17 protein-coding genes and 1 tRNA gene are annotated in these 20,423 nt (G+C 39.6%); 11 read left to right on the forward strand and 7 right to left on the reverse strand.

Annotated elements, in window-relative coordinates; all coding sequences use genetic code 11:
- Entirely contained in the window at positions 1–981 is a 981-nt protein-coding gene (locus HMPREF0014_RS07305) for a LysR family transcriptional regulator (RefSeq protein ID WP_004710275.1), read from the reverse strand.
- 103 nt (positions 982–1,084) lie between these two features.
- Between HMPREF0014_RS07305 and HMPREF0014_RS07310 the strand changes: the two genes are divergently transcribed.
- The 7 genes from HMPREF0014_RS07310 (at position 1,085) to HMPREF0014_RS07340 (ending at position 8,767) form a co-directional block, all read left to right on the forward strand.
- The gene (locus HMPREF0014_RS07310) at positions 1,085–2,197 is read left to right on the forward strand and encodes a tartrate dehydrogenase (protein ID WP_006581587.1); all 1,113 of its coding nucleotides are present in this window, start codon (positions 1,085–1,087) and stop codon (positions 2,195–2,197) included.
- 20 nt (positions 2,198–2,217) lie between these two features.
- Positions 2,218–3,870, forward strand: coding sequence for a BCCT family carnitine transporter (locus HMPREF0014_RS07315; protein ID WP_006581588.1), 1,653 nt, complete (start codon positions 2,218–2,220; stop codon positions 3,868–3,870).
- Between the two features lie 11 nt (positions 3,871–3,881).
- Positions 3,882–4,856 carry an alpha/beta hydrolase gene (locus tag HMPREF0014_RS07320; protein ID WP_006581589.1) on the forward strand — a complete coding sequence of 325 codons (975 nt, stop codon included), beginning with the start codon at positions 3,882–3,884 and terminating at the stop codon, positions 4,854–4,856.
- A gap of 42 nt (positions 4,857–4,898) precedes the next feature.
- The gene (cntA, locus tag HMPREF0014_RS07325) at positions 4,899–6,014 is read left to right on the forward strand and encodes a carnitine monooxygenase subunit alpha (protein WP_004710265.1); all 1,116 of its coding nucleotides are present in this window, start codon (positions 4,899–4,901) and stop codon (positions 6,012–6,014) included.
- 63 nt (positions 6,015–6,077) lie between these two features.
- Positions 6,078–7,529: an NAD-dependent succinate-semialdehyde dehydrogenase gene (locus HMPREF0014_RS07330; RefSeq protein WP_006581590.1), complete on the forward strand. Its 1,452-nt coding sequence runs from the start codon at positions 6,078–6,080 to the stop codon at positions 7,527–7,529.
- A gap of 47 nt (positions 7,530–7,576) precedes the next feature.
- Complete coding sequence (gene cntB, locus HMPREF0014_RS07335; RefSeq protein WP_004888393.1) at positions 7,577–8,533, forward strand: carnitine monooxygenase, reductase subunit CntB; 957 nt, start codon at positions 7,577–7,579, stop codon at positions 8,531–8,533.
- Between the two features lie 157 nt (positions 8,534–8,690).
- Positions 8,691–8,767 (forward strand) — tRNA-Met (locus HMPREF0014_RS07340).
- Between the two features lie 43 nt (positions 8,768–8,810).
- Here the strand turns inward: HMPREF0014_RS07340 and HMPREF0014_RS07345 are convergent.
- The 6 genes from HMPREF0014_RS07345 to HMPREF0014_RS07370 all read right to left on the reverse strand — a co-directional run bounded on the left by HMPREF0014_RS07345 (position 8,811) and on the right by HMPREF0014_RS07370 (position 15,226).
- Positions 8,811–9,839, reverse strand: coding sequence for a hypothetical protein (locus HMPREF0014_RS07345; protein ID WP_004710260.1), 1,029 nt, complete (start codon positions 9,837–9,839; stop codon positions 8,811–8,813).
- Positions 9,832–11,457 (reverse strand): NAD+ synthase, encoded by a 1,626-nt coding sequence (locus HMPREF0014_RS07350; protein WP_004710259.1) that lies wholly within the window; start codon positions 11,455–11,457, stop codon positions 9,832–9,834. Before HMPREF0014_RS07350 ends, HMPREF0014_RS07345 begins: the two co-directional genes overlap by 8 nt.
- Before the next feature lie 385 nt (positions 11,458–11,842).
- On the reverse strand, positions 11,843–12,403 hold the full coding sequence (locus HMPREF0014_RS07355; protein ID WP_006581592.1) for a hypothetical protein: 561 nt from the start codon (positions 12,401–12,403) through the stop codon (positions 11,843–11,845).
- Between the two features lie 90 nt (positions 12,404–12,493).
- Positions 12,494–13,354 carry a pirin family protein gene (locus tag HMPREF0014_RS07360; protein WP_006581593.1) on the reverse strand — a complete coding sequence of 287 codons (861 nt, stop codon included), beginning with the start codon at positions 13,352–13,354 and terminating at the stop codon, positions 12,494–12,496.
- Positions 13,355–13,525: 171 nt separating this feature from the next.
- On the reverse strand, positions 13,526–13,978 hold the full coding sequence (gene hemJ, locus HMPREF0014_RS07365; RefSeq protein WP_002050435.1) for a protoporphyrinogen oxidase HemJ: 453 nt from the start codon (positions 13,976–13,978) through the stop codon (positions 13,526–13,528).
- Between the two features lie 18 nt (positions 13,979–13,996).
- Positions 13,997–15,226 carry a beta-ketoacyl-ACP synthase II gene (locus HMPREF0014_RS07370; RefSeq protein WP_006581594.1) on the reverse strand — a complete coding sequence of 410 codons (1,230 nt, stop codon included), beginning with the start codon at positions 15,224–15,226 and terminating at the stop codon, positions 13,997–13,999.
- 296 nt (positions 15,227–15,522) lie between these two features.
- Here HMPREF0014_RS07370 and HMPREF0014_RS07375 point away from each other — a divergent pair, with 296 nt between their 5' ends.
- The 4 genes from HMPREF0014_RS07375 (at position 15,523) to fusA (ending at position 20,361) form a co-directional block, all read left to right on the forward strand.
- On the forward strand, positions 15,523–16,839 hold the full coding sequence (locus tag HMPREF0014_RS07375) for an EcsC family protein (protein ID WP_006581595.1): 1,317 nt from the start codon (positions 15,523–15,525) through the stop codon (positions 16,837–16,839).
- A 200-nt stretch (positions 16,840–17,039) separates the two neighbouring features.
- Entirely contained in the window at positions 17,040–17,414 is a 375-nt protein-coding gene (gene rpsL / locus HMPREF0014_RS07380; RefSeq protein WP_002050319.1) for a 30S ribosomal protein S12, read from the forward strand.
- Between the two features lie 159 nt (positions 17,415–17,573).
- Positions 17,574–18,044, forward strand: a complete 471-nt coding sequence (gene rpsG / locus HMPREF0014_RS07385) for a 30S ribosomal protein S7 (RefSeq protein WP_001138055.1) — start codon at positions 17,574–17,576, stop codon at positions 18,042–18,044.
- Positions 18,045–18,222: 178 nt separating this feature from the next.
- The gene (gene fusA / locus HMPREF0014_RS07390) at positions 18,223–20,361 is read left to right on the forward strand and encodes an elongation factor G (protein ID WP_002050327.1); all 2,139 of its coding nucleotides are present in this window, start codon (positions 18,223–18,225) and stop codon (positions 20,359–20,361) included.
- Positions 20,362–20,423 lie beyond the last annotated feature (62 nt).

Genomic DNA, 20,423 nt, shown 5'->3' on the forward strand with positions numbered 1-20,423 from the left:
TTATAGAAAGACTTTTTCAGGTGGTGGTTCTCGTTTGACGGCTGGTGAAATGAGTTGTCCACGGTTTAGGTTTTGTACATGCTGTAAACGATTAAGTAATTCATTTTGAATAAACAAAATACAGGTTTGCAGCTTGGAAGAGCTTTTCAGACGGGATGGATAAACCGCCCAAACATCTGCGTCTTGCCAATATTCAGGCAAAATATGCTGAAGTTGGCCGGTAATCAATTCATCTGCAACATCCCAAATCGAACGGAAAATAATACCGTGGCCTTCTATGGCAAGCTGATGAATAATCTCGCCGTTATTAGAAACAAAACGTGGTTTTATATGCACTGAAACATCTTCAGAAGCATGTCTAAATTTCCATAGTACAGATGATTGATCACGTTCACTAATCGTTAAACAGTCATGTGTTTGCAAATCTTCAATACTGTCTGGTACGCCGTGTTTAAGTAAATAGCTCGGTGCTGCACATAAAATTCGAAAATTAGAAGCTAACTTCTTTGCAATCATGTTTGGCGCAATTTCATTACCAATTCTGATGTCTAAATCAATACTGTGTTGAATCAAGTCCTTGGTATTGTCGATGGTGTCAAAATGTATTTGAAGCTTTGGATAAAGCATCATTAATTTAGACAAAATTGGTGCGATATGTTTCCTGCCAAAACCAAAGCTACTAATAATATCCATACGACCCGTAGGTGTACTGAGCGGGTTATTGACCAGTTCACAAACTTCATCAAATTCCTCAAGAATATTTGAAACTCTCTCAAGAATGAGTTTGCCATCTTCTGTCAGGCTAACGTGACGCGTACTGCGATGAAAAAGTTTGCAGCTTAACGTGTTTTCTAAAATATTAATTCGCTTGCTAATAAAAGCTGGCGATGTCCCAAGTTCCTCAGCAGATTCGACAAAACTTTTTAGTTTGGCGACTGTGCAAAAAACCTTTAAATCCGATAGGTTAGGTAGATTATTCACGATCCGTGTCCATTGGATTGATAGTTCCGTTGTTGATCATTTTTGCTTAAAACATCATGTTTAAGCCATACAAGGATATTAGTCGAAGGTGTGAAGGAAGCTTATGGCAAAAAGATATAAAGTTGCCACGATTGCAGGCGATGGCATTGGTTTAGAAGTTCTACCAGAAGGCATTAAGGTTGTAAAGGCAGCAGCAGAGAAGCATGGCATTGAGCTTCAGTTAGATGCTTTCGATTGGGCAAGCTGCGATTATTACCTTGAGCACGGCAAAATGATGCCGGATGACTGGTTTGAAACTTTGCAGGGCTATGATGCAATTTTTTTTGGCGCTGTAGGCTGGCCAGATAAAGTGCCTGACCATATCTCGCTTTGGGGTTCGCTGCTCCAGTTCCGTCGTGGTTTTGACCAATATGTGAATTTACGTCCAGTGCGCTTAATGCCAGGTGTGAAATGTCCATTGGTAGGTAAAAAAACGGGCGACATCGATTTTTACGTGGTTCGTGAAAATAGTGAAGGGGAATACTCAGCCATTGGCGGTAAAGCTTTTGAAGGGACAGACCGAGAGTTTGTTTTACAAGAAGCTGTATTTACACGTCATGGCGTAGATCGAATTTTGCGTTATGCATTTGAGTTTGCAAATCAGCGTGATGCGAAAAAAATTACCGCAGCGACTAAGTCCAATGGTATTGCTGTCAGCATGCCGTACTGGGATGAGCGCGTTGATGCGATGGCAAAACAATATCCACAAATTCAGGCCGATAAGCAGCACGTTGATATTTTAGCGGCGCGTTTTGTGTTGCAACCTGAACGTTTTGATGTGGTTGTGGCATCAAATTTATTTGGCGATATTCTTTCCGATTTAGGCCCTGCATGTACGGGAACTATTGGTTTAGCTGCTTCGGCAAATTTAAACCCAGAAAGAAAATTCCCATCACTGTTTGAACCTGTACATGGTTCAGCACCAGATATTTACGGTAAACAAATTGCCAACCCAATCGCTGCGATTTGGTCGGGTGCCATGATGTTCGAATTCTTTGGTGAAGAAGACGAGCGTTGTATCCAGGCAGGTCAGGATATTATGCACGCGATTGAGAATGTCTTAATTAATGGACCAAAAACAGCCGATATCGGTGGTCAGGCGAAAACTTATGAGGTAGGAGATGCAATTGCATCATGTGTAGCCCAAACTAAAATGGACGTATTCGCTATGGAATAACGCCATCCAAAAATGGATGTATGGATATGGATAATCAAAACACAAAAATTTATACGGATAAAGTTCTTGCCGTAACTAGCTTACTGTTTGTATTTATTTCAGTTGCTGGTTTGGCGATTTATTCGCAAGAGTCGATCAAGATTGCTGCAACGTGGATGCAATGGACGACATCGGTATTTACAACCCCAGTATTACTGTTTGCTTTTTTAGCCATCATTTTTACTTTTGGTCTTGCCTTTAGTAAATACGGAAAAATTAAGCTTGGAGAAGGAAAACCTCAATACAGCACAATGTCATGGATTTTTATGTTCATCTTGTCAGGTATTGGTTCTTCCACACTGTACTGGGGCTTTTTGGACTGGGCTTACTATTATCAAACTCCGGGTTTGAGCTTACCGCCTGAGTCAGCAGAAGCATTGAAATATAGCGTGGCTTACTCGTTTTTTCATTCTGGCTTAAGTGCTTGGGCAATTTATGCTTTGGCATCAATTTCTTTGTGCTACAGCTATCATGTGAGAAAAAACAAGGGATTAAGCTTAGCTTCAGTAATTGAGGCTGTGACAGGTTTTAAATCAACTGGCGTGGTTGGTCGTTTAGTCGACTTAATGTTCTTGCTTTGCATGTTTGGCGCATTGACGATCTCATTGGTACTCACTGCCGTGACATTTACCAATATTTTGTCTCAGCTCACAGGTATTCCAAATACCTTTATGACCAAGGTTATCATTATTTTGGCAGTTTCAGTTCTGTTCGCACTAAGTTCTTATGTAGGTATGGACAAGGGCATGCAGCGTTTAAGCCATATGGTGTGTTTGGGTGTAGTGTTATTTGCAATTTATGTACTTTGCTTTGGTCCGACTCAGTTCATTTTGAATAACTCATTAATGAGTTTTGGGTTAATGGCAACCAACTTTGTCGATATGAGTTTGTTTACCGACCCAATGGGTGACGGCAAGTTTACTCGAGAATGGACTGTTTTCTACTGGTTATGGTGGATTTCATATGCACCGGGTGTGGCACTGTTTGTAACGCGTGTTTCTAAAGGTCGTACCATTAAAGAAGTGATCTTTGCCATGGTAATTGGTGGCAGTGTCGGTCTTTGGTTTATCTTTGGTGTGTTTGAAAACTACAGCGTTTATAGCTTTATTCATGGGGCTGTCAATGTACCGCAAATCTTAAGTCAACAGGGTGGTGAGGTTGCGATTGGTCAATTGCTCAGTCTGTTACCTGCCGGAAAATTAATGATGTGGATTTTCCTCGGCATCATGGTGGTGTTCTTGGCAGCGCATATGGATGCGGTCGGATATGCGGTTTCAGCAACATGTACACGCGGTTTAAGTGAAGGACAAGATCCATCACCAAACGCTCGTCTGTTCTGGTGTGTCATGCTGACTTTAGTTCCAATTGCCATGATTTTTAGTAAAGCACCGTTAGACACCATGAAAACGGCAACTATTGTGACGGCTTTACCATTCATCGTGATTATTCTGATTCAAACCTATGGCTTAGTGAAATGGCTAATTCAGGATTATGCCAAAGTCCCATCGCATTTAATTGAGCAACAAGGTTATGATGATGCGGAAATTGGTTTAAACCAGTCTCAAGATGAACATGCAAAACGGATGCAGCTTGAGCTTGCAAGCTCAATCAAACTGGATAGAAAAACCAGCTAGAGGGAACGGTAATGACGACACGTGAACAGACTACTTATGTCTTAAGTGAAGAAATGCAAAGCCTAGTGTACTGGAACAGCATTTATTCACCAGCAGATGCAGATATTGACTCAATTCGTGCAGCATATGAAGCGATGTGCCGACACTACACTTTGCCACGTGATGGCAAGATTGAAGTAGAAGACCGAGTGGTTGCAAATGCAGGGCATCCTGTACCTGTTCGTGTGTATTTACCAAAAACAAATCGACCTGAAGCTGGTTGGCCAAGTGTGTTGTATTTACATGGCGGTGGTTGGATGGTCGGTGGACTCGATTCACATGAGTTTATTACCAGTTATTTATGTCAGGACTTAAATGCAATTGTCATTGGTGTAGATTACCGCTTAGCACCAGAACATCATTTTCCTGCAGCTTTTGAAGATTGTTTAGCGGTATATCAATGGCTTAAACAGCATGGTTCAGCTTGGCAAATCGATAGCGAAAATATCGTTCTAGCAGGTGATAGCGCAGGCGGTAATTTAGCAGCCGCTCTTGCAGTAGATCTACAACATAGTGGTTTGCAAGCTCAAGGGCTGGCATTGGTTTATCCATGTTTAACGACAGCATTTGATACCCCAGCCGTGCAAAAGCACGCCCATGCACCGTTGTTAACGGCTGAAGATATGCATTTTTATTTAAAGGAATATGCACCGAATTCACAAGAGTGGCAGGATTTACGTCTAGCACCTTTATTGGCAACTGATTTTTCAGATATGCCTACAAGTTTTGTGGCAGTTGCAGAGTATGACCCTTTAAGTGATGACGGTTATCTCTTTACCCAAAAACTGGAACAAGCAGGCATCCCTAACGAATTTCATTTAGGTAAAGGTTTATTACATGGCAGTTTACGTCTGATGCGTGACTGTCCGGAAGTTCAACATTTATATCAAAACATGCTAAGTGCAATAAGCCGCATGTTGAGTAGTGCCGAAAAGACATCAATTTAATATCGAGTCATTTGGACGAAAAGAATTTAATGGAGTAAAAACATGAGTGCAGTTGAAAAATTACCTGAAGATTTTTGCGCAAACCCAGATGTTGCATGGACTTTCCCTAAAGTTTTCTATACTTCATCTCAAGTTTATGAGCATGAAAAAGAATCAATCTTTGCTAAAAGCTGGATTTGTGTTGCACATGGCAGTGAGTTGGCTCAGCCAAATGACTATATTACCCGTAAAGTAATTGGTGAAAATATTGTCATCATTCGCGGTAAAGATAGTGTTCTACGTGCGTTTTATAATGTGTGTCCACACCGAGGCCATGAGCTTTTAAGTGGCAGTGGTAAAGCAAAAAATGTCATTACTTGTCCATATCATGCATGGACTTTCAAGCTAGACGGTAGCTTGGCATTGGCACGTAATTGTGACCATGTTGAATCTTTCGATAAAGAAAACTCAAGTATGGTTCCTTTAAAAGTCGAGGAATATGCAGGTTTTGTTTTCATTAATATGGATGAAAATGCGACTTGTGTAGAAGACCAGCTTCCAGGCTTTGCTGAGCGTTTAAATCAAGCATGTAGCGTAATTAAAGATTTGAAATTGGCGGCTCGTTTTGTAACAGAAACGCCAGCAAACTGGAAAGTTATTGTCGATAACTACTTAGAATGTTATCACTGTGGGCCTGCACATCCGGGCTTTGCTGACTCAGTACAAGTCGACAAATATTGGCACACCACACATCAAAACTGGACATTACAGTACGGTTTTGCGCGTTCATCTGAGAAGTCATTTAAGCTTGATCCATCAGTAACAGATCCTGAGTTTCATGGGTTCTGGACTTGGCCTTGTACCATGTTCAACGTACCACCGGGCAGCAACTTCATGACTGTGATCTATGAGTTTCCAGTTGATGCAGAAACAACTTTGCAGCATTACGATATTTACTTTACAAATGAAGAGCTTACTCAAGATCAAAAAGATTTGATTGAGTGGTATCGCAATGTATTCCGTCCTGAAGATTTGAACTTGGTTGAAAGTGTGCAACGTGGTTTGAAATCACGTGGTTATCGTGGCCAAGGTCGTATTATGACTGACAAGCAACGCTCAGGGATTAGTGAGCATGGTATTGCCTACTTCCAACATTTAGTGGCGCAGCATCATAAATAAAACAAATGGATTTATTCAGGTGTAAAGATCACTTACACCTGATTCTTCAGTTAGGAAGATGATATGTCGAGTTTACAAAGTACTGAACTATTTCAGCAACAAGCCTATATTAATGGGCAATGGCTAGCTGCACAGTCGAATGCGACTGTTCCGGTGAGTAACCCAGCTACAGGGGAAGAAATTGGCACAATTCCGAATATGGGAGCGGCAGAGGCAACGCAAGCAGTTGAAGCTGCCTATATGGCTTTACAAAGTTGGAAAGCTTTAACTGCCCAAAATCGTGCTGATATCTTGTTGGCTTGGCATAAACTGGTTCTCGATCATACCGATGAACTTGCTTTAATCATGACCATTGAGCAAGGCAAGCCTTTAGCAGAAGCAAAAGGTGAGGTTCGCTATGCTGCATCATTTATTCAATGGTTTGCCGAAGAAGGCAAGCGTATTTATGGTGATGTGATTCCAACCGTAAATAACCAGCAGCGTTTTATTATTAGTAAAGAACCTGTGGGTGTCGTGGCTGCGATTACGCCGTGGAATTTCCCAATTGCCATGATTACCCGTAAAGCAGCGCCAGCTTTAGCAGCGGGTTGTACGGTCGTGATTAAGCCAGCCAATGAAACACCTTACTGTGCATTAGCGATTGCAAAGCTTGCAGAAAAGGCGGGTATACCAGCTGGTGTGATTAATGTTGTTACTGGTAAATCTCAAGAAATTGGCTCGGTATTTACTTCACATGAAAAAGTGAAGAAGTTAACTTTTACTGGTTCAACGCCAGTGGGCCGTTTACTAATGCAGCAGTGTTCAAGCACCATTAAAAAATTGGCGCTTGAGTTAGGCGGAAATGCTCCTCTGATTGTGTTTGATGATGCCGATTTAGATAAAGCTGTACAAGGCGCGATTTTTGCCAAGTTCCGTAATGCAGGCCAGACCTGTGTTTGTGCTAACCGCATTTATGTACATGACAATATTTATCAAGCTTTTGCCGAGAAGTTTGTACAAGAAGTACAAAAATTTAAAGTCGGTAATGGACTTGAAGATGGCGTACAAATTGGCCCATTAATTAATGAAAAAGCAGTTTTGAAAGCACAGCAGTTAATTGATGATGCGGTGAGTAAAGGTGCTAAGGTTGCCTGTGGTGGTAAGCAGCATGCTTTAGGTCAAACCTTTTATGAACCATCAGTTTTAACTAATGTCGACCGTACAATGGAAATTGTCCAAGAAGAAATTTTTGGTCCAGTTGCGCCGCTTATTCGTTTTACAGATGAAGCAGATGTGGTTGCTCAAGCAAATGACACGATTTTCGGTTTGGCAGCGTATGTGTATAGCGAAAATATTTCACGTTTATGGCGAGTGTCGGAACAGCTTGAATATGGAATGGTCGGTATGAATGCCACAGCAATTTCAAATGAAGTTGTACCATTTGGTGGTGTGAAGCAATCAGGCGTTGGACGTGAAGGTTCAAAATATGGTCTTGAAGAATTCATGACTATTAAATACATGTGTTTAGGGCTTTAAGGATAAGCCCTAACAACAAGAATATGCGGTAAAAGAAGGATTCTAATATGGCTAGTCATTATGAAATGTTCCCAGCAGTTGTTACTCGTGTGGAACAGCTAACCCCTTTAATCAAACGGTTTACGTTCAAACGTCAAGATGGGCAGAACTTTCCTCGATTTAGTGGGGGAAGCCATATTATTGTCAAAATGAATGATCAACTTTCCAATGCTTACTCATTGATGGGCTGTACGCAAGACTTATCAACTTATCAAGTCTGTGTTCGTAAGGATGTTGAAGGTAAGGGGGGATCAGTTTTCATGCATGATCAGTGCAATGAAGGCTGTGAAATCCAGATATCAGAACCAAAAAATTTATTCCCGCTAGCTGAAACAGGTACTAAACATATCTTAATTGCAGGTGGTATTGGTATTACACCGTTTTTACCGCAAATGGATGAGCTTGCGGCACGTGGTGCTGACTTTGAGCTACATTATGCTTACCGTTCACCTGAACACGCGGCTTTACTTGATGAATTAAAGCAAAAACATCCAGAGCACGTATTTAGTTATGTTGATTCAGAAGGCAGCATGCTTAACTTAGACGAATTAATTTCATCGCAACCAAAAGGCACACATGTATATGTATGTGGACCTAAACCTATGATTGATGCGGTGATTGATTGTTGTAACAAGCACCGTTACCGCGATGAATACATTCACTGGGAACAATTTGCCTCAACAGTTCCTGAAGATGGTGAGGCATTTACGGTGGTACTTGCCAAATCTAATCAGGAAATTGAAGTACAAAGTAATCAGACTATTTTACAAGCCATTGAGACATTAAATATTGATGTGGAATGTCTATGCCGAGAAGGGGTTTGTGGTACATGTGAAACGGCTATTTTAGAAGGTGAAGCAGAACACTTCGATCAATACTTAAGTGATGCCGAAAAAGCTTCACAAAAGAGCATGATGATTTGTGTATCAAGAGCAAAAGGTAAAAAACTAGTATTAGATCTTTAATATATTTCTGTGGCCGATCAATTGCTTAAAGTATGAATTTGCTAAAAAATGAACAAATAATGATGATCTGAACCATATTTGTTCATTTGGTGGGCATTAAGAGTTTTGAAGTATTGACCTGCTATACAGAACTATAGATAATGCGCACACAGTTTACGGCTATGTAGCTCAGTTGGTTAGAGCACCGCACTCATAATGCGGGGGTCACAAGTTCAAGTCTCGTCATAGCCACCATTTTAAAAACCACGCTCCTGCGTGGTTTCTTTTTATCTATTTTTTACTCATTAAAATGTTTTTCAATCATATCGAGTGTTTTTGAGCTTTGATAAAAAGGAGCTAAGAGCGCTTGAAGTAACGGTTCCAAAATACCATGCTCATTAAAGGCATCCATAACCTTTGGATAAAAACGTAAAGCTTCAGTTTGTAAATCGGTTTCGGTTAAACCAATCTCACTTAACACTTCAAATAGACTTTGGTCTTTATAAAAATCATAAAAAACTTCGACGCCATACAAAATAAGATCTTGCATAAATTGCGATTGACGTAATTCTTTCCAGTATTCATAAATTAAAACAAAGAACTCTTCCACATCAAGAGGAGTGAGCTGTTTCATAAACTCATACATTTTTTTATGTCTAATATCTTCCCAGATATGACGCACCAAGCTTTCTAAATCTTCAGCCGACAAAAGACTTAATTCTGTAAGTTGTTCATGAATAAAACTAGCAATCCAAGTTTCAAGTTTGTGCTCGAGACGTTGTTGCTGTAAAAACGAGAATTTTTTAAGTTTATGCTGCCATTCAAAATGGTAGTCATTCACTGTAGTGGCAGTTAGAAATTTAGGTAATTTTTGTTCTAAGGTTGAAGTAGCAATATATTGGCAAAGTTGTTGAACAGAAGGGCTGGTTCTTAAAAACTCATTTAGATATTGAGGAATATGCTCCATTTCCAAAAACTTGGAAAGCCACATTTCAAACTGGTGATCGGATACCAAGTCTTGTAGCTGAATTGGAGATTTCATGGCAGATAAATAAATACGCTGTGCAATTTCTCCAATAAACTCAAGTAAGCCTGCACCCAGCTGCATTTCAAAAGCATAGCGTTTCACAACGGCTTGTAATTGTTCTAAATCTACAACTTCATAAAGTTTAATTTCGTCAGCATGTTGCATAAACAGTTGAATGAACTGCTGGAAATAAATAGGTGAGTTTTCTATCGATAATTGTTTTTTGAAAAATTCCACCTGCTCAAGCAAAAGTGCTTGAGCAAGTGCTGTGGTTTTTGATGAGTTTTTCTGCTCAGTCATTCGCTGTCCAACCGTTGACAATCGGATAACGTCGTTCGCGACTAAATGCACGAGAAGTAATTCTCGGGCCAATCGCACCTTGACGACGTTTATATTCATTACGATCAACTAAACGGATGACTTTTTCAACAACTTCTTTATCAAAACCTTTGGCAATAATGTCTGCCTGACCTAAATCTTCTTCAATGTATGCATAAAGGATAGCATCCAAAACATCATACGCTGGTAAAGAATCTTGGTCTTTTTGATCTGGACGAAGTTCTGCTGAAGGTGGACGAGTAATCACACGCTCAGGAATAACCGGAGTTTCACTTAAGCTATTACGGTATTTTGCTAATTCAAACACGATTGTTTTATAAACATCTTTGAGAACAGCAAAGCCGCCCACCATGTCACCATAAAGTGTGCAATAGCCAACTGAAAGTTCAGATTTATTACCTGTAGAAAGGACTAAATTACCAAACTTGTTAGATAAGCCCATAAGTAATGTGCCACGAGCGCGCGCTTGTAAATTTTCTTCAGTCGCATCGGCTGGTGAATTACCAAAGAACGGATACAAAGTTTGCATGAAGCTATTTACGATTGAGTGGATTTCGGCAATACCGAAAGTCACGCCCATACGGCGAGCTTGTTCAGCTGCATCTTCTACACTAATTTGAGAAGTGTAGGTATAAGGCATCATCACAGCTTGAACTCTTTCAGCACCGATAGCATCAACTGCAATAGCGAGCGTAAGGGCAGAGTCAATACCGCCAGAAAGACCTAAAATTACTCCAGGAAAACCTGAGCGCTCTACATAGTCACGTGTTGCCATGACTAAGCCTTGATAGATCTCTGCAAAAGTTTCCAATGCAGGAGCAGACTCGGTGACCTTATATAATTTTGTATCGCGGTCAAATTCAGCTATATACAGGTCTTCTTTAAAGCTTGGTGCTTGTAAAGCAATTTCACCATTTTGGTTGCTGACAAAACTTGTACCATCAAAAATTAAATCATCTTGCCCACCAACTTGGTTGACATAAACAATGTTTAAATGAAGCTGCTTTGCAAGCTCACTTAATGTCTGTTTACGATGCTGTGGTTTACCCACTTCATATGGCGATGAATTAAGCACAAGTACAGTATCAACATTTAATTGGCTTAATTGTTTTACTGTATTGATTGACCAGATATCTTCACAAATGAGTACACCAAACTTATGACCTAAGTACTCAAATACCAAGTGCTGATGGCCTTTTTGGAAATAACGTTTTTCATCAAAAACGCCATAGTTTGGCAAGTTATGTTTATTGAAGACACCTAAAACTTGGCCATCTTTCATGACAGCAGCTGAATTATAACGTTGACCATCTTCTGTCTGGTTTACGAAGCCGAAAACCATCACAATATCTTTAACTTCGCTAAGTTGAGCAAAAGCCTTTTGCATACGTTTATTTAAATTTGGACGTAACAATAAGTCTTCAGCTGGATAACCAATCACAGAAAGCTCAGGAAAAATAATCAGGTCAGCATCTTGTTTTTTCGCCTGATTTGCTTGCTCAATCATCTTTTGGGTGTTTGAGTCAATATTGCCAATATGCGGAGAAAACTGAGCAAGGGCAACTTTAAAACTTTTCATTCAAACCTAATCCTAGATCATAACGAATATAAATACACATAGTGTTGATTTTTATGAATATAATTTTTCAACGATGTGTATAGCACGATAATAAACAAGTAAAATAGTAAACAAAAATGTCAAGATCAATAATATATACCAATCACATATTTTCTGCGTAAAAATAACGAGATTTTCTGTATACAATAGAAACAAGCTTCATTATTTTTATTGTTTGTATACTGCCTTAACACTCCAAATTTTGGAATAAGTTTTTATACTTATTTTCAATAATTTGACATTAATAAACTCAGATCTCAACTTTATTTTCATATTTTTTTGTTTATAAATTTTCTGATCATAAGTTAGCAAAAAAGTTACGTTGAAGACGATCTTGATTATTTAGTTACAAATCAAAGTGAGGTGAACAAATAATATTTGGTAGCTTACCTGAACAGATATCTCTAGCAATTTCTCCTTGCTGCTCAATATTGTAAGAGCTAAAAGCTTTCTGAGGATGGTAAGTGTATTTATATGGGTTGTAATATTTAAAACTCAGATAGTAGGCCGTTTGTAGTAAGGCGCCTTTTAGTAGTACATGAATACCTCGTTGGTATTGCATGACATGAGCCAACTCATGAATAAAAATGCCTTGTATGAATTTAGACTCTAGCGCGTAATTACTACTGTAGTCAGAAAGATTGACATAAATATTTCCATTTGGAGCCATCAAAATTCCATGGGCTTGCCAAGGTAAGTAACGAGTAGCAATAATTTTAGGGCGGTCACAATCTAAAAAATCTCCAAAAACCTTTTGCGCTAAAGCTTTTTCTTCTGGTGTAAGAAATCGAATCGGATAGCTTTTTAAGTGACGAAAAATGAAAAGGGTGAAAATAATAAATTGTCGATATGTGACAAGTTTAAAAGCGTTGAGAGTGAACATAGTTTTGCTAGTAAATAAGTTCATCTGTTAATTTGTAGCATAACATACATCAACTATGTTGAAAGACAGACGCAAATAACTGTCATTTGTTTCGCATGCGGTAGTTAGGCTGTTTTACTTGGTAAATCTTCCATTTTTAATATCATCATAGGCTTGTAAAATCTCATCATAAGTATTCATTACAAATGGACCATGACCATTAATCGGTTCTGTAATGGGTTGTCCTGACAAAATAAGTAACTTACAACTTTGTAAAGCCGTAATAGAGAAATGCTCTCCTTGGTTTGACATCACTGCTAAACCTTGTTCCTCTAGGACTTCTTCATCTTTTTGAAATTGTACTCGGCCTGAACGTAAATAAACTAATGTTGTTTCGCCAGATTGAGCAGGGAAAATGGCTTGCTGACCTGCGCGGAGCTCTACATCTAATAAGGTAATAGGTGTGTGAGTAAGAGCGGGTCCTATAATATGATTAAACCGCCCGGCAATAATACGTACAAATCCAGCCTCATTTTCCAGTTTTACCACTGGTATTTCAGCTTTCTTTAAACTTTGATAGCGTGGAGAATTCATTTTATCTGCTGCTGGTAAATTGACCCAAAGCTGAATCATTTCAAAAGCACCGCCAGATTTAGAAAATTCTTCACTAAACAATTCCCGATGAATTACACCAGCGCCTGCTGTCATCCATTGCACATCGCCAGCACTTATAGACCCACCTCCGCCAGATGAATCTTTGTGTTCGAGTTCACCTGCATAAACAAGTGTTACCGTTTCGAACCCACGATGGGGATGATCATTGACTCCTCTACGTTTTATAGACGGTGCAATTTTTCCGGGGCCTAAATGGTCGAGTAGTAAAAAGGGGGAGAGTGTATTACCTAACTCATGGTAGGAAAAAACAGAAAGAACTGGATAAAAATCGCCGACTGCAAAACGAGTATCGTTACGATGAATAAAAGCCAGACTTTTCATGCTTTATTCTTACTGTTTATTGAATTTATAAAAAAGATGAGGTGTTTTTATAAGAATGTATCAAGATTGCTGTAAAAGTCTTTTGCTCGGAAAAATAAATTATGAATAGGTTAAGTCAGTGAAATGAATAAAAGAATTCAGTTAAAAATCTTAGATAATAAAAAACCCCAGTTAAAACTGAGGTTTTACGACAACTAAAATCACAACAGCAAATAAAATTAAGGTTGGCATTTCATTGAAAAAACGCCAGAACTTATGTGATTTATAGTGAGCATTTCCAATAAGCTTTTTGCGATAGTAACCACAAACTAAATGATAAATCACTAATAAAGCCACTAATCCAACTTTTAAATAGAACCATGTGGCTTCATGGTAATGTCGAGTTGCATCGCCCCAGTCTACGAGAAAATGGGCGGTAATTAATGTGGCAATCATAGATGGCCACATAATACCTCGATACAACTTACGTTCCATCACTTCAAAGCGTTGATGACTTGCCGCATCCTCACTCATTGCATGGTAAACATAAAGACGTGGTAAGTAGAACAAAGCAGCGAACCAACAAACCACAGCAATAATATGTAATGCTTTTACCCACAAAAAAGCATCAGAAGGTGCATCCATCGTTAATCCTAGGTGGGATTATGCATCCCACTTCTTGAAAATTAGGCAAGCGTTTACACCGCCAAAGCCAAAACTGTTACTCATTACAGTATTCAATTTTGCATCACGTTTTTCAAGCACAATATCAAAACCTTCAGTGCCATCATCAAGCTCAGTCACGTTAATGTTTGGAGCAATAAAGTCATTTTGAAGCATTAATACAGAGTAAATTGCTTCATGAACACCAGCAGCACCCAAGCTATGACCAGTCATAGATTTAGTTGAGCTTAAAGGTGGAACTTTACCTTCACCAAAAGCACGTTCCATTGCTTTAAGTTCAGTAACATCACCAGCTGGTGTAGAAGTACCATGGGTATTTACATAGTCAATTTTTTCTACGCCGTGTTGTTTTGCTTCTTCAAGAGCCATCAAGATACAACGAGTCGCACCTTCACCGCTTGGAGCAACCATGTCTGCACCGTCACTGTTCGCAGCATAAGCAACAACTTCAGCAAGAATTTTTGCACCACGTGCTTGAGCATGTTCAAGAGATTCAAGAACAACGAAACCGCCACCACCAGCAATAACGAAACCGTCACGGTCTTTTGAATATGGACGAGATGCTGTTTCAGGTGTGTCGTTGTATTTAGAACATAAAGCACCCATAGCATCAAACAATAAGCTTTGAGACCAGTGATCTTCTTCACCACCACCAGCAAGCATAAGGTCTTGTTTACCAAGTTGAATAAGGTTATATGCATAACCAATTGCATCTGCAGAAGTTGCACAAGCACTTGCGATTGAGTGAGCAATACCTTGAAGTTTAAATGCAACCCCCACGTTTGCAGTAATTGTGTTTGTCATGTTACGTGGCACGAAGAAAGGACCAACTTTACGAGCACCTTTAGTTTCTAAAAGCTCAGTCATTTCTACAACAGAAGCAGTTGAACCACCACCTGAACCGCCAGCAATACCATAACGTGGATTATCTGCTAAATCTTCTGCTTTTAAGCCAGCATGTTCAATAGCGGCAACAGCAGAGTTATAAGCGTACATTGCACATACGCCCATGAATCGTTTTAATTTACGATCAATATTGTCAAAATCTTGTTCTGCAGCAGCGCTGACATGACTCTTAAAATTGAGTTCAGCATAAGTTGGGTTAAAACGTGTCCCGGAGATTCCATTTTGAAGTGAGTGAGTAACTGCTTCTAAAGAGTTACCGATACATGAGTTAATACCCATACCAGTGATTACAACACGTTTCATCTACAGGTCCCTTTATGGTGATATTTAAAGTCTATGAACATGAGCAGCTATTAAATGATAGGAGAATATAGCTGTAAGAACATTAGACATATGTTTTCGTTGTTACCATGATAGCAGAAAGGTTTTTTATTTCTTATGGCAAATCTTTATGTCAATTTTGCATTTAAAAAAAATAACCAAATACACAGTATGTTGCATTTAGGGTTAACTAAAATACACACATTCAAGTTGAGATAAATCCACATTCCACCTAGTATTTATCTCTAATTAGATAAATTAAAAAATCGAGGTACTGGATGACAAAATTTAATAATAATCAATCTGACAATTTGTTTTCTCAGGTCTTCGGAGTGGCTAAAAAGCTCAGTTCTACTGGTTTAAACATCTTGCAGCAAAGCCAAATAGGTGAGGTTAGTAAGTTGGCTGAGCCACTTGCAGGTGGTAAAACAGTAGAAGGTAATGCTAGAAGTAAAAGTCCTTTTGAAGTGGAACAGTATGAAAGTCCACAACAAATGTTACGTGAACATTTACCTAAAGTTACGCGTCAGGTGTTTGGTCGTCATTTTAGAAAGGTCAATGGTATTGCGACCTTTATTTCGCCTGATTGGAATGAAAAAATATCGAGCTATTTATTTGATTGGCTAAATGACTTTAGTTCAAAAAGTACGCTGACTGAAAAAATCTTAGAAGAGGCGGGTGCTAAAGACCTATTTGAGCTGACAAAAGATACTTCACGTTCACAACGTTTAAGTCAGGCTTTAATTGAACAAAATAAACTAATCGCAAGTATTCAAGGTGCAATTACGGGTGTATCGGGTATGGTCGGTGCAGCCGTAGATATTCCAGTTTCTTTAGTATTGGTTTTAAGAACAATTTATCAAACAGGACGATCACACGGTTTTGATTTGACTGAAGCCACTGATCAAGATGTCGTTGAAATTATTTTTAAAGAAGTTGATATTAGCCTGATTGCAGAGAAGCAGACAGTGCTTTTAGCACTTAAAGCTTTACGTAATATGTTAGAGACACAAGACATTCAACAGTTTCAGCAAGTACTTGGGTCTTCAAATGATATTGAGACTTTAAAAAGCTGGTTAGTCGATGAAAATGGTGAATTCAAATGGAGCTGGTTAAATAAAGTTCCTCAACTTGCTGCGGTTGGCAAGTTTACTCCAGTTGCTGGTGCAGTACTTAGTGCTGTTTATAGCTGGAAGTTACAAGAAGATGTAGGTCATAAAGCACAAGCTATTTTTGGTGCAGCACGACATTATTTAAATGAACACCCAAGTGAGCATTTATCACCATTACAAGCTTACTATGCTGCAGTAACTCTTATTCAAAAGGCAAGTCCACGTCTTTTAAATGTTGGAGAAAATGGCAGTGTACATGCAGCACAACATCATAAAATTGAAAATCATGATGTAATTTCAAAAGTATCTGTTGTAGTCAAATCCAATACTTCTGAAAAAAGTGAAGAAAAAGTGCAAGAAAATGTTCATAACGGTATTGAGCAGCTTGCAGAAAAACATGTGGTTGAGCATGAACACAGTGAACAAAAACCAGCATTAGAAATTGAAAATGATGAGGTTGTAGAGGATCAAAAGTACTCTTAACAATACAATTACAAAGACAGGGTTTGAAAATTAAGTTTCAGCCTTATTTAAATTTGTAAATCATCCTGTCAAACATTGATATGGTCAACATTTGGTAAGTATTGCCATGTTGACCATTTTTGCATCTTGGCTTACAATTATGTGCCCTTAAAAAGAGGTATTTTCTTTTTAAGGTTTTTTAATAACGGGAGAATTGCCATATGGCAACAACGAATCAGTTGATCCGTAAGGGTCGTACGACTTTGGTTGAAAAATCCAAAGTTCCTGCGTTGAAGGCTTGTCCACAACGTCGTGGTGTTTGTACACGTGTTTATACAACTACACCTAAAAAACCTAACTCAGCTATGCGTAAGGTTTGCCGTGTTCGCTTAACTTCAGGTTTTGAAGTATCTAGCTACATCGGTGGTGAAGGTCATAACTTACAAGAGCACAGTGTTGTTCTTATCCGTGGTGGTCGTGTTAAAGACTTACCAGGTGTACGTTACCATACCGTTCGTGGTTCTTTAGACTGTGCCGGCGTTAAAGATCGTAATCAATCACGTTCTAAATACGGTACTAAGCGTCCTAAGAAGTAATTCTAGGAAACTAGTCCAAAAGCCCTTTAGCGTTTCGCTTGTTTGAATTCTTCATAGATTTGTAATTCAAGCGACGTATAGTAAGGCCAGCGTCGTGTACATGACACTTGTACAAACTGCTGGATTATCCTGAAGTGTCATATTATTAGGTGTATTAAAATGCCAAGACGTCGCGTAGTCGCTGCTCGTGAGATCCTTCCAGATCCAAAATTTAGCAGCCAAACAATCGCTAAATTCATGAACCACGTAATGCAAGATGGTAAAAAATCTATTGCTGAAAGTATCGTTTACGGTGCTTTAGAACGCGTTCAAGAAAAAAACAAAGTAGACCCAGTTGAATTTTTCGAGACTACTCTTGAGAAAGTTCGTCCTATGGTCGAAGTAAAAGCACGCCGTGTTGGTGGTGCTACTTATCAAGTACCTATGGAAGTACGCCCATCCCGTCGTACTGCCTTAGCAATGCGTTGGTTAGTAGATGCTGCTGCTAAGCGTTCTGAAAAAACTATGGCTTTACGTCTTGCTGGCGAGTTGCTTGATGCAGCTGAAGGCAAAGGTGCCGCGATCAAAAAACGTGAAGACGTGCATCGTATGGCAGAAGCTAACAAAGCCTTCTCTCACTACCGTTTCTAAGCGGATAAAACAGTCCCTAATCAGGAGAATACTCATGCATACAGTAGCTAGATTCAACATTGCTCTCTACCAAAGTGGGGGCTTTGCGGGTATTTAAGTTACCCCGTTTGAGTATTCGTGCGCATCAATTTAATTGATGCGCCCTGTTTTAAAGATAACATTTAGGAATGTAGACATCATGGCTCGCCAAACCCCAATTACTCGTTACCGTAACATCGGTATCTCTGCGCACATTGACGCAGGTAAAACAACTACAACTGAACGTATTTTGTTCTACACAGGTGTATCTCACAAAATTGGTGAAGTACACGACGGTGCAGCAACAATGGACTGGATGGAACAAGAGCAAGAGCGTGGTATTACAATTACCTCTGCTGCTACAACTTGTTTCTGGTCTGGTATGGCTAACCAATTCCAACAACACCGTATCAACGTAATTGATACACCGGGACACGTAGACTTCACAATTGAAGTTGAACGTTCTATGCGTGTTCTTGACGGTGCGTGCATGGTTTACTGTGCAGTTGGTGGTGTACAGCCTCAGTCTGAAACTGTATGGCGTCAAGCAAACAAATATAAAGTGCCTCGTTTAGCATTCGTGAACAAGATGGACCGTACTGGTGCAAACTTCTTCCGTGTTGTTGAACAAATGAAAACACGTTTGGGCGGTAACCCTGTGCCAATCGTTGTGCCAATCGGTGCTGAAGACACATTCCAAGGTGTTGTTGACCTTATCGAAATGAAGGCAATCATCTGGGATGAAGCTTCTCAAGGTATGAAGTTTGAATACGGTGATATTCCTGCTGACCTAGTTGATACTGCTCAAGAATGGCGTACTAACATGGTTGAAGCAGCTGCTGAAGCTTCTGAAGAATTAATGGACAAGTACCTAGAAGAAGGTGATCTTTCTAAAGAAGACATCATCGCTGGTTTACGTGCTCGTACATTAGCTTCTGAAATTCAAGTAATGCTTTGTGGTTCTGCGTTCAAAAACAAAGGTGTTCAACGTATGTTGGACGCTGTAATTGAATTCTTACCATCACCTACAGAAGTTAAAGCGATCGAAGGTATCCTTGACGATAAAGACGAAACTAAAGCGTCTCGTGAAGCATCTGACGAAGCTCCGTTCTCTGCACTTGCGTTCAAAATCATGAACGACAAATTCGTAGGTAACTTAACATTCGTACGTGTTTACTCTGGTGTTCTTAAACAAGGTGATCCGGTTTATAACCCAGTTAAAGCTAAGCGTGAACGTATCGGTCGTATCGTGCAAATGCACGCGAACGAGCGTCAAGATCTTGATGAAATCCGTGCAGGTGATATCGCAGCGTGTGTAGGTCTTAAAGACGTTACAACTGGTGATACATTATGTGATGAGAAAAACATCATTACTCTTGAGCGTATGGAATTCCCAGAGCCAGTAATTTCATTGGCTGTAGAACCAAAAACTAAAGCAGACCAAGAAAAAATGTCTATCGCTTTAGGCCGTTTGGCGAAAGAAGATCCATCGTTCCGTGTTCGTACTGATGAAGAATCTGGTCAAACAATTATTGCTGGTATGGGTGAGCTTCACCTTGACATCATCGTTGACCGTATGAAGCGTGAATTCGGTGTTGAAGCGAATATCGGTAAACCAATGGTTGCTTATCGTGAAACGATTAAGAAAACTGTTGAGCAAGAAGGTAAATTCGTACGTCAAACAGGTGGTAAAGGTAAGTTCGGTCACGTATATGTTCGTTTAGAACCGCTTGACGTTGAAACTGCTGGTAAAGAATACGAATTCGCTGAAGAAGTTGTTGGTGGTGTAGTACCTAAAGAATTCTTCGGTGCAGTTGATAAAGGTATTCAAGAACGTATGAAGAATGGTGTCTTGGCTGGTTACCCAGTTGTAGGCGTTAAAGCTGTTCTTTTCGACGGTTCTTACCACGATGTCGACTCTGACGAATTATCGTTCAAAATGGCTGGTTCTTATGCCTTCCGTGATGGTTTCATGAAAGCGGATCCTATCCTTCTTGAACCTATCATGAAAGTTGAAGTAGAAACTCCAGAAGACTACATGGGCGATATCATGGGTGACTTAAACCGTCGTCGTGGTATGGTTCAAGGTATGGACGATCTTCCTGGTGGAACAAAAGCAATTAAAGCAGAAGTTCCTCTTGCTGAGATGTTTGGTTACGCGACTCAAATGCGTTCTATGTCTCAAGGTCGTGCGACTTACTCAATGGAATTTGCTAAATATGCTGAAACTCCACGTAACGTGGCTGAAGGCATCATTGCTAAATTCCAAGCTGGCGGTAAAAAAGGTGACGACGAGTAATCTTTCGATTACTATAAGCCCTAACTAATTCTTAGTTGAAAACCAAGTGCTCATGGGGTGAC

This window comes from Acinetobacter sp. RUH 2624, assembly GCF_000162375.2.
Lineage (GTDB): Bacteria > Pseudomonadota > Gammaproteobacteria > Pseudomonadales > Moraxellaceae > Acinetobacter > Acinetobacter nosocomialis.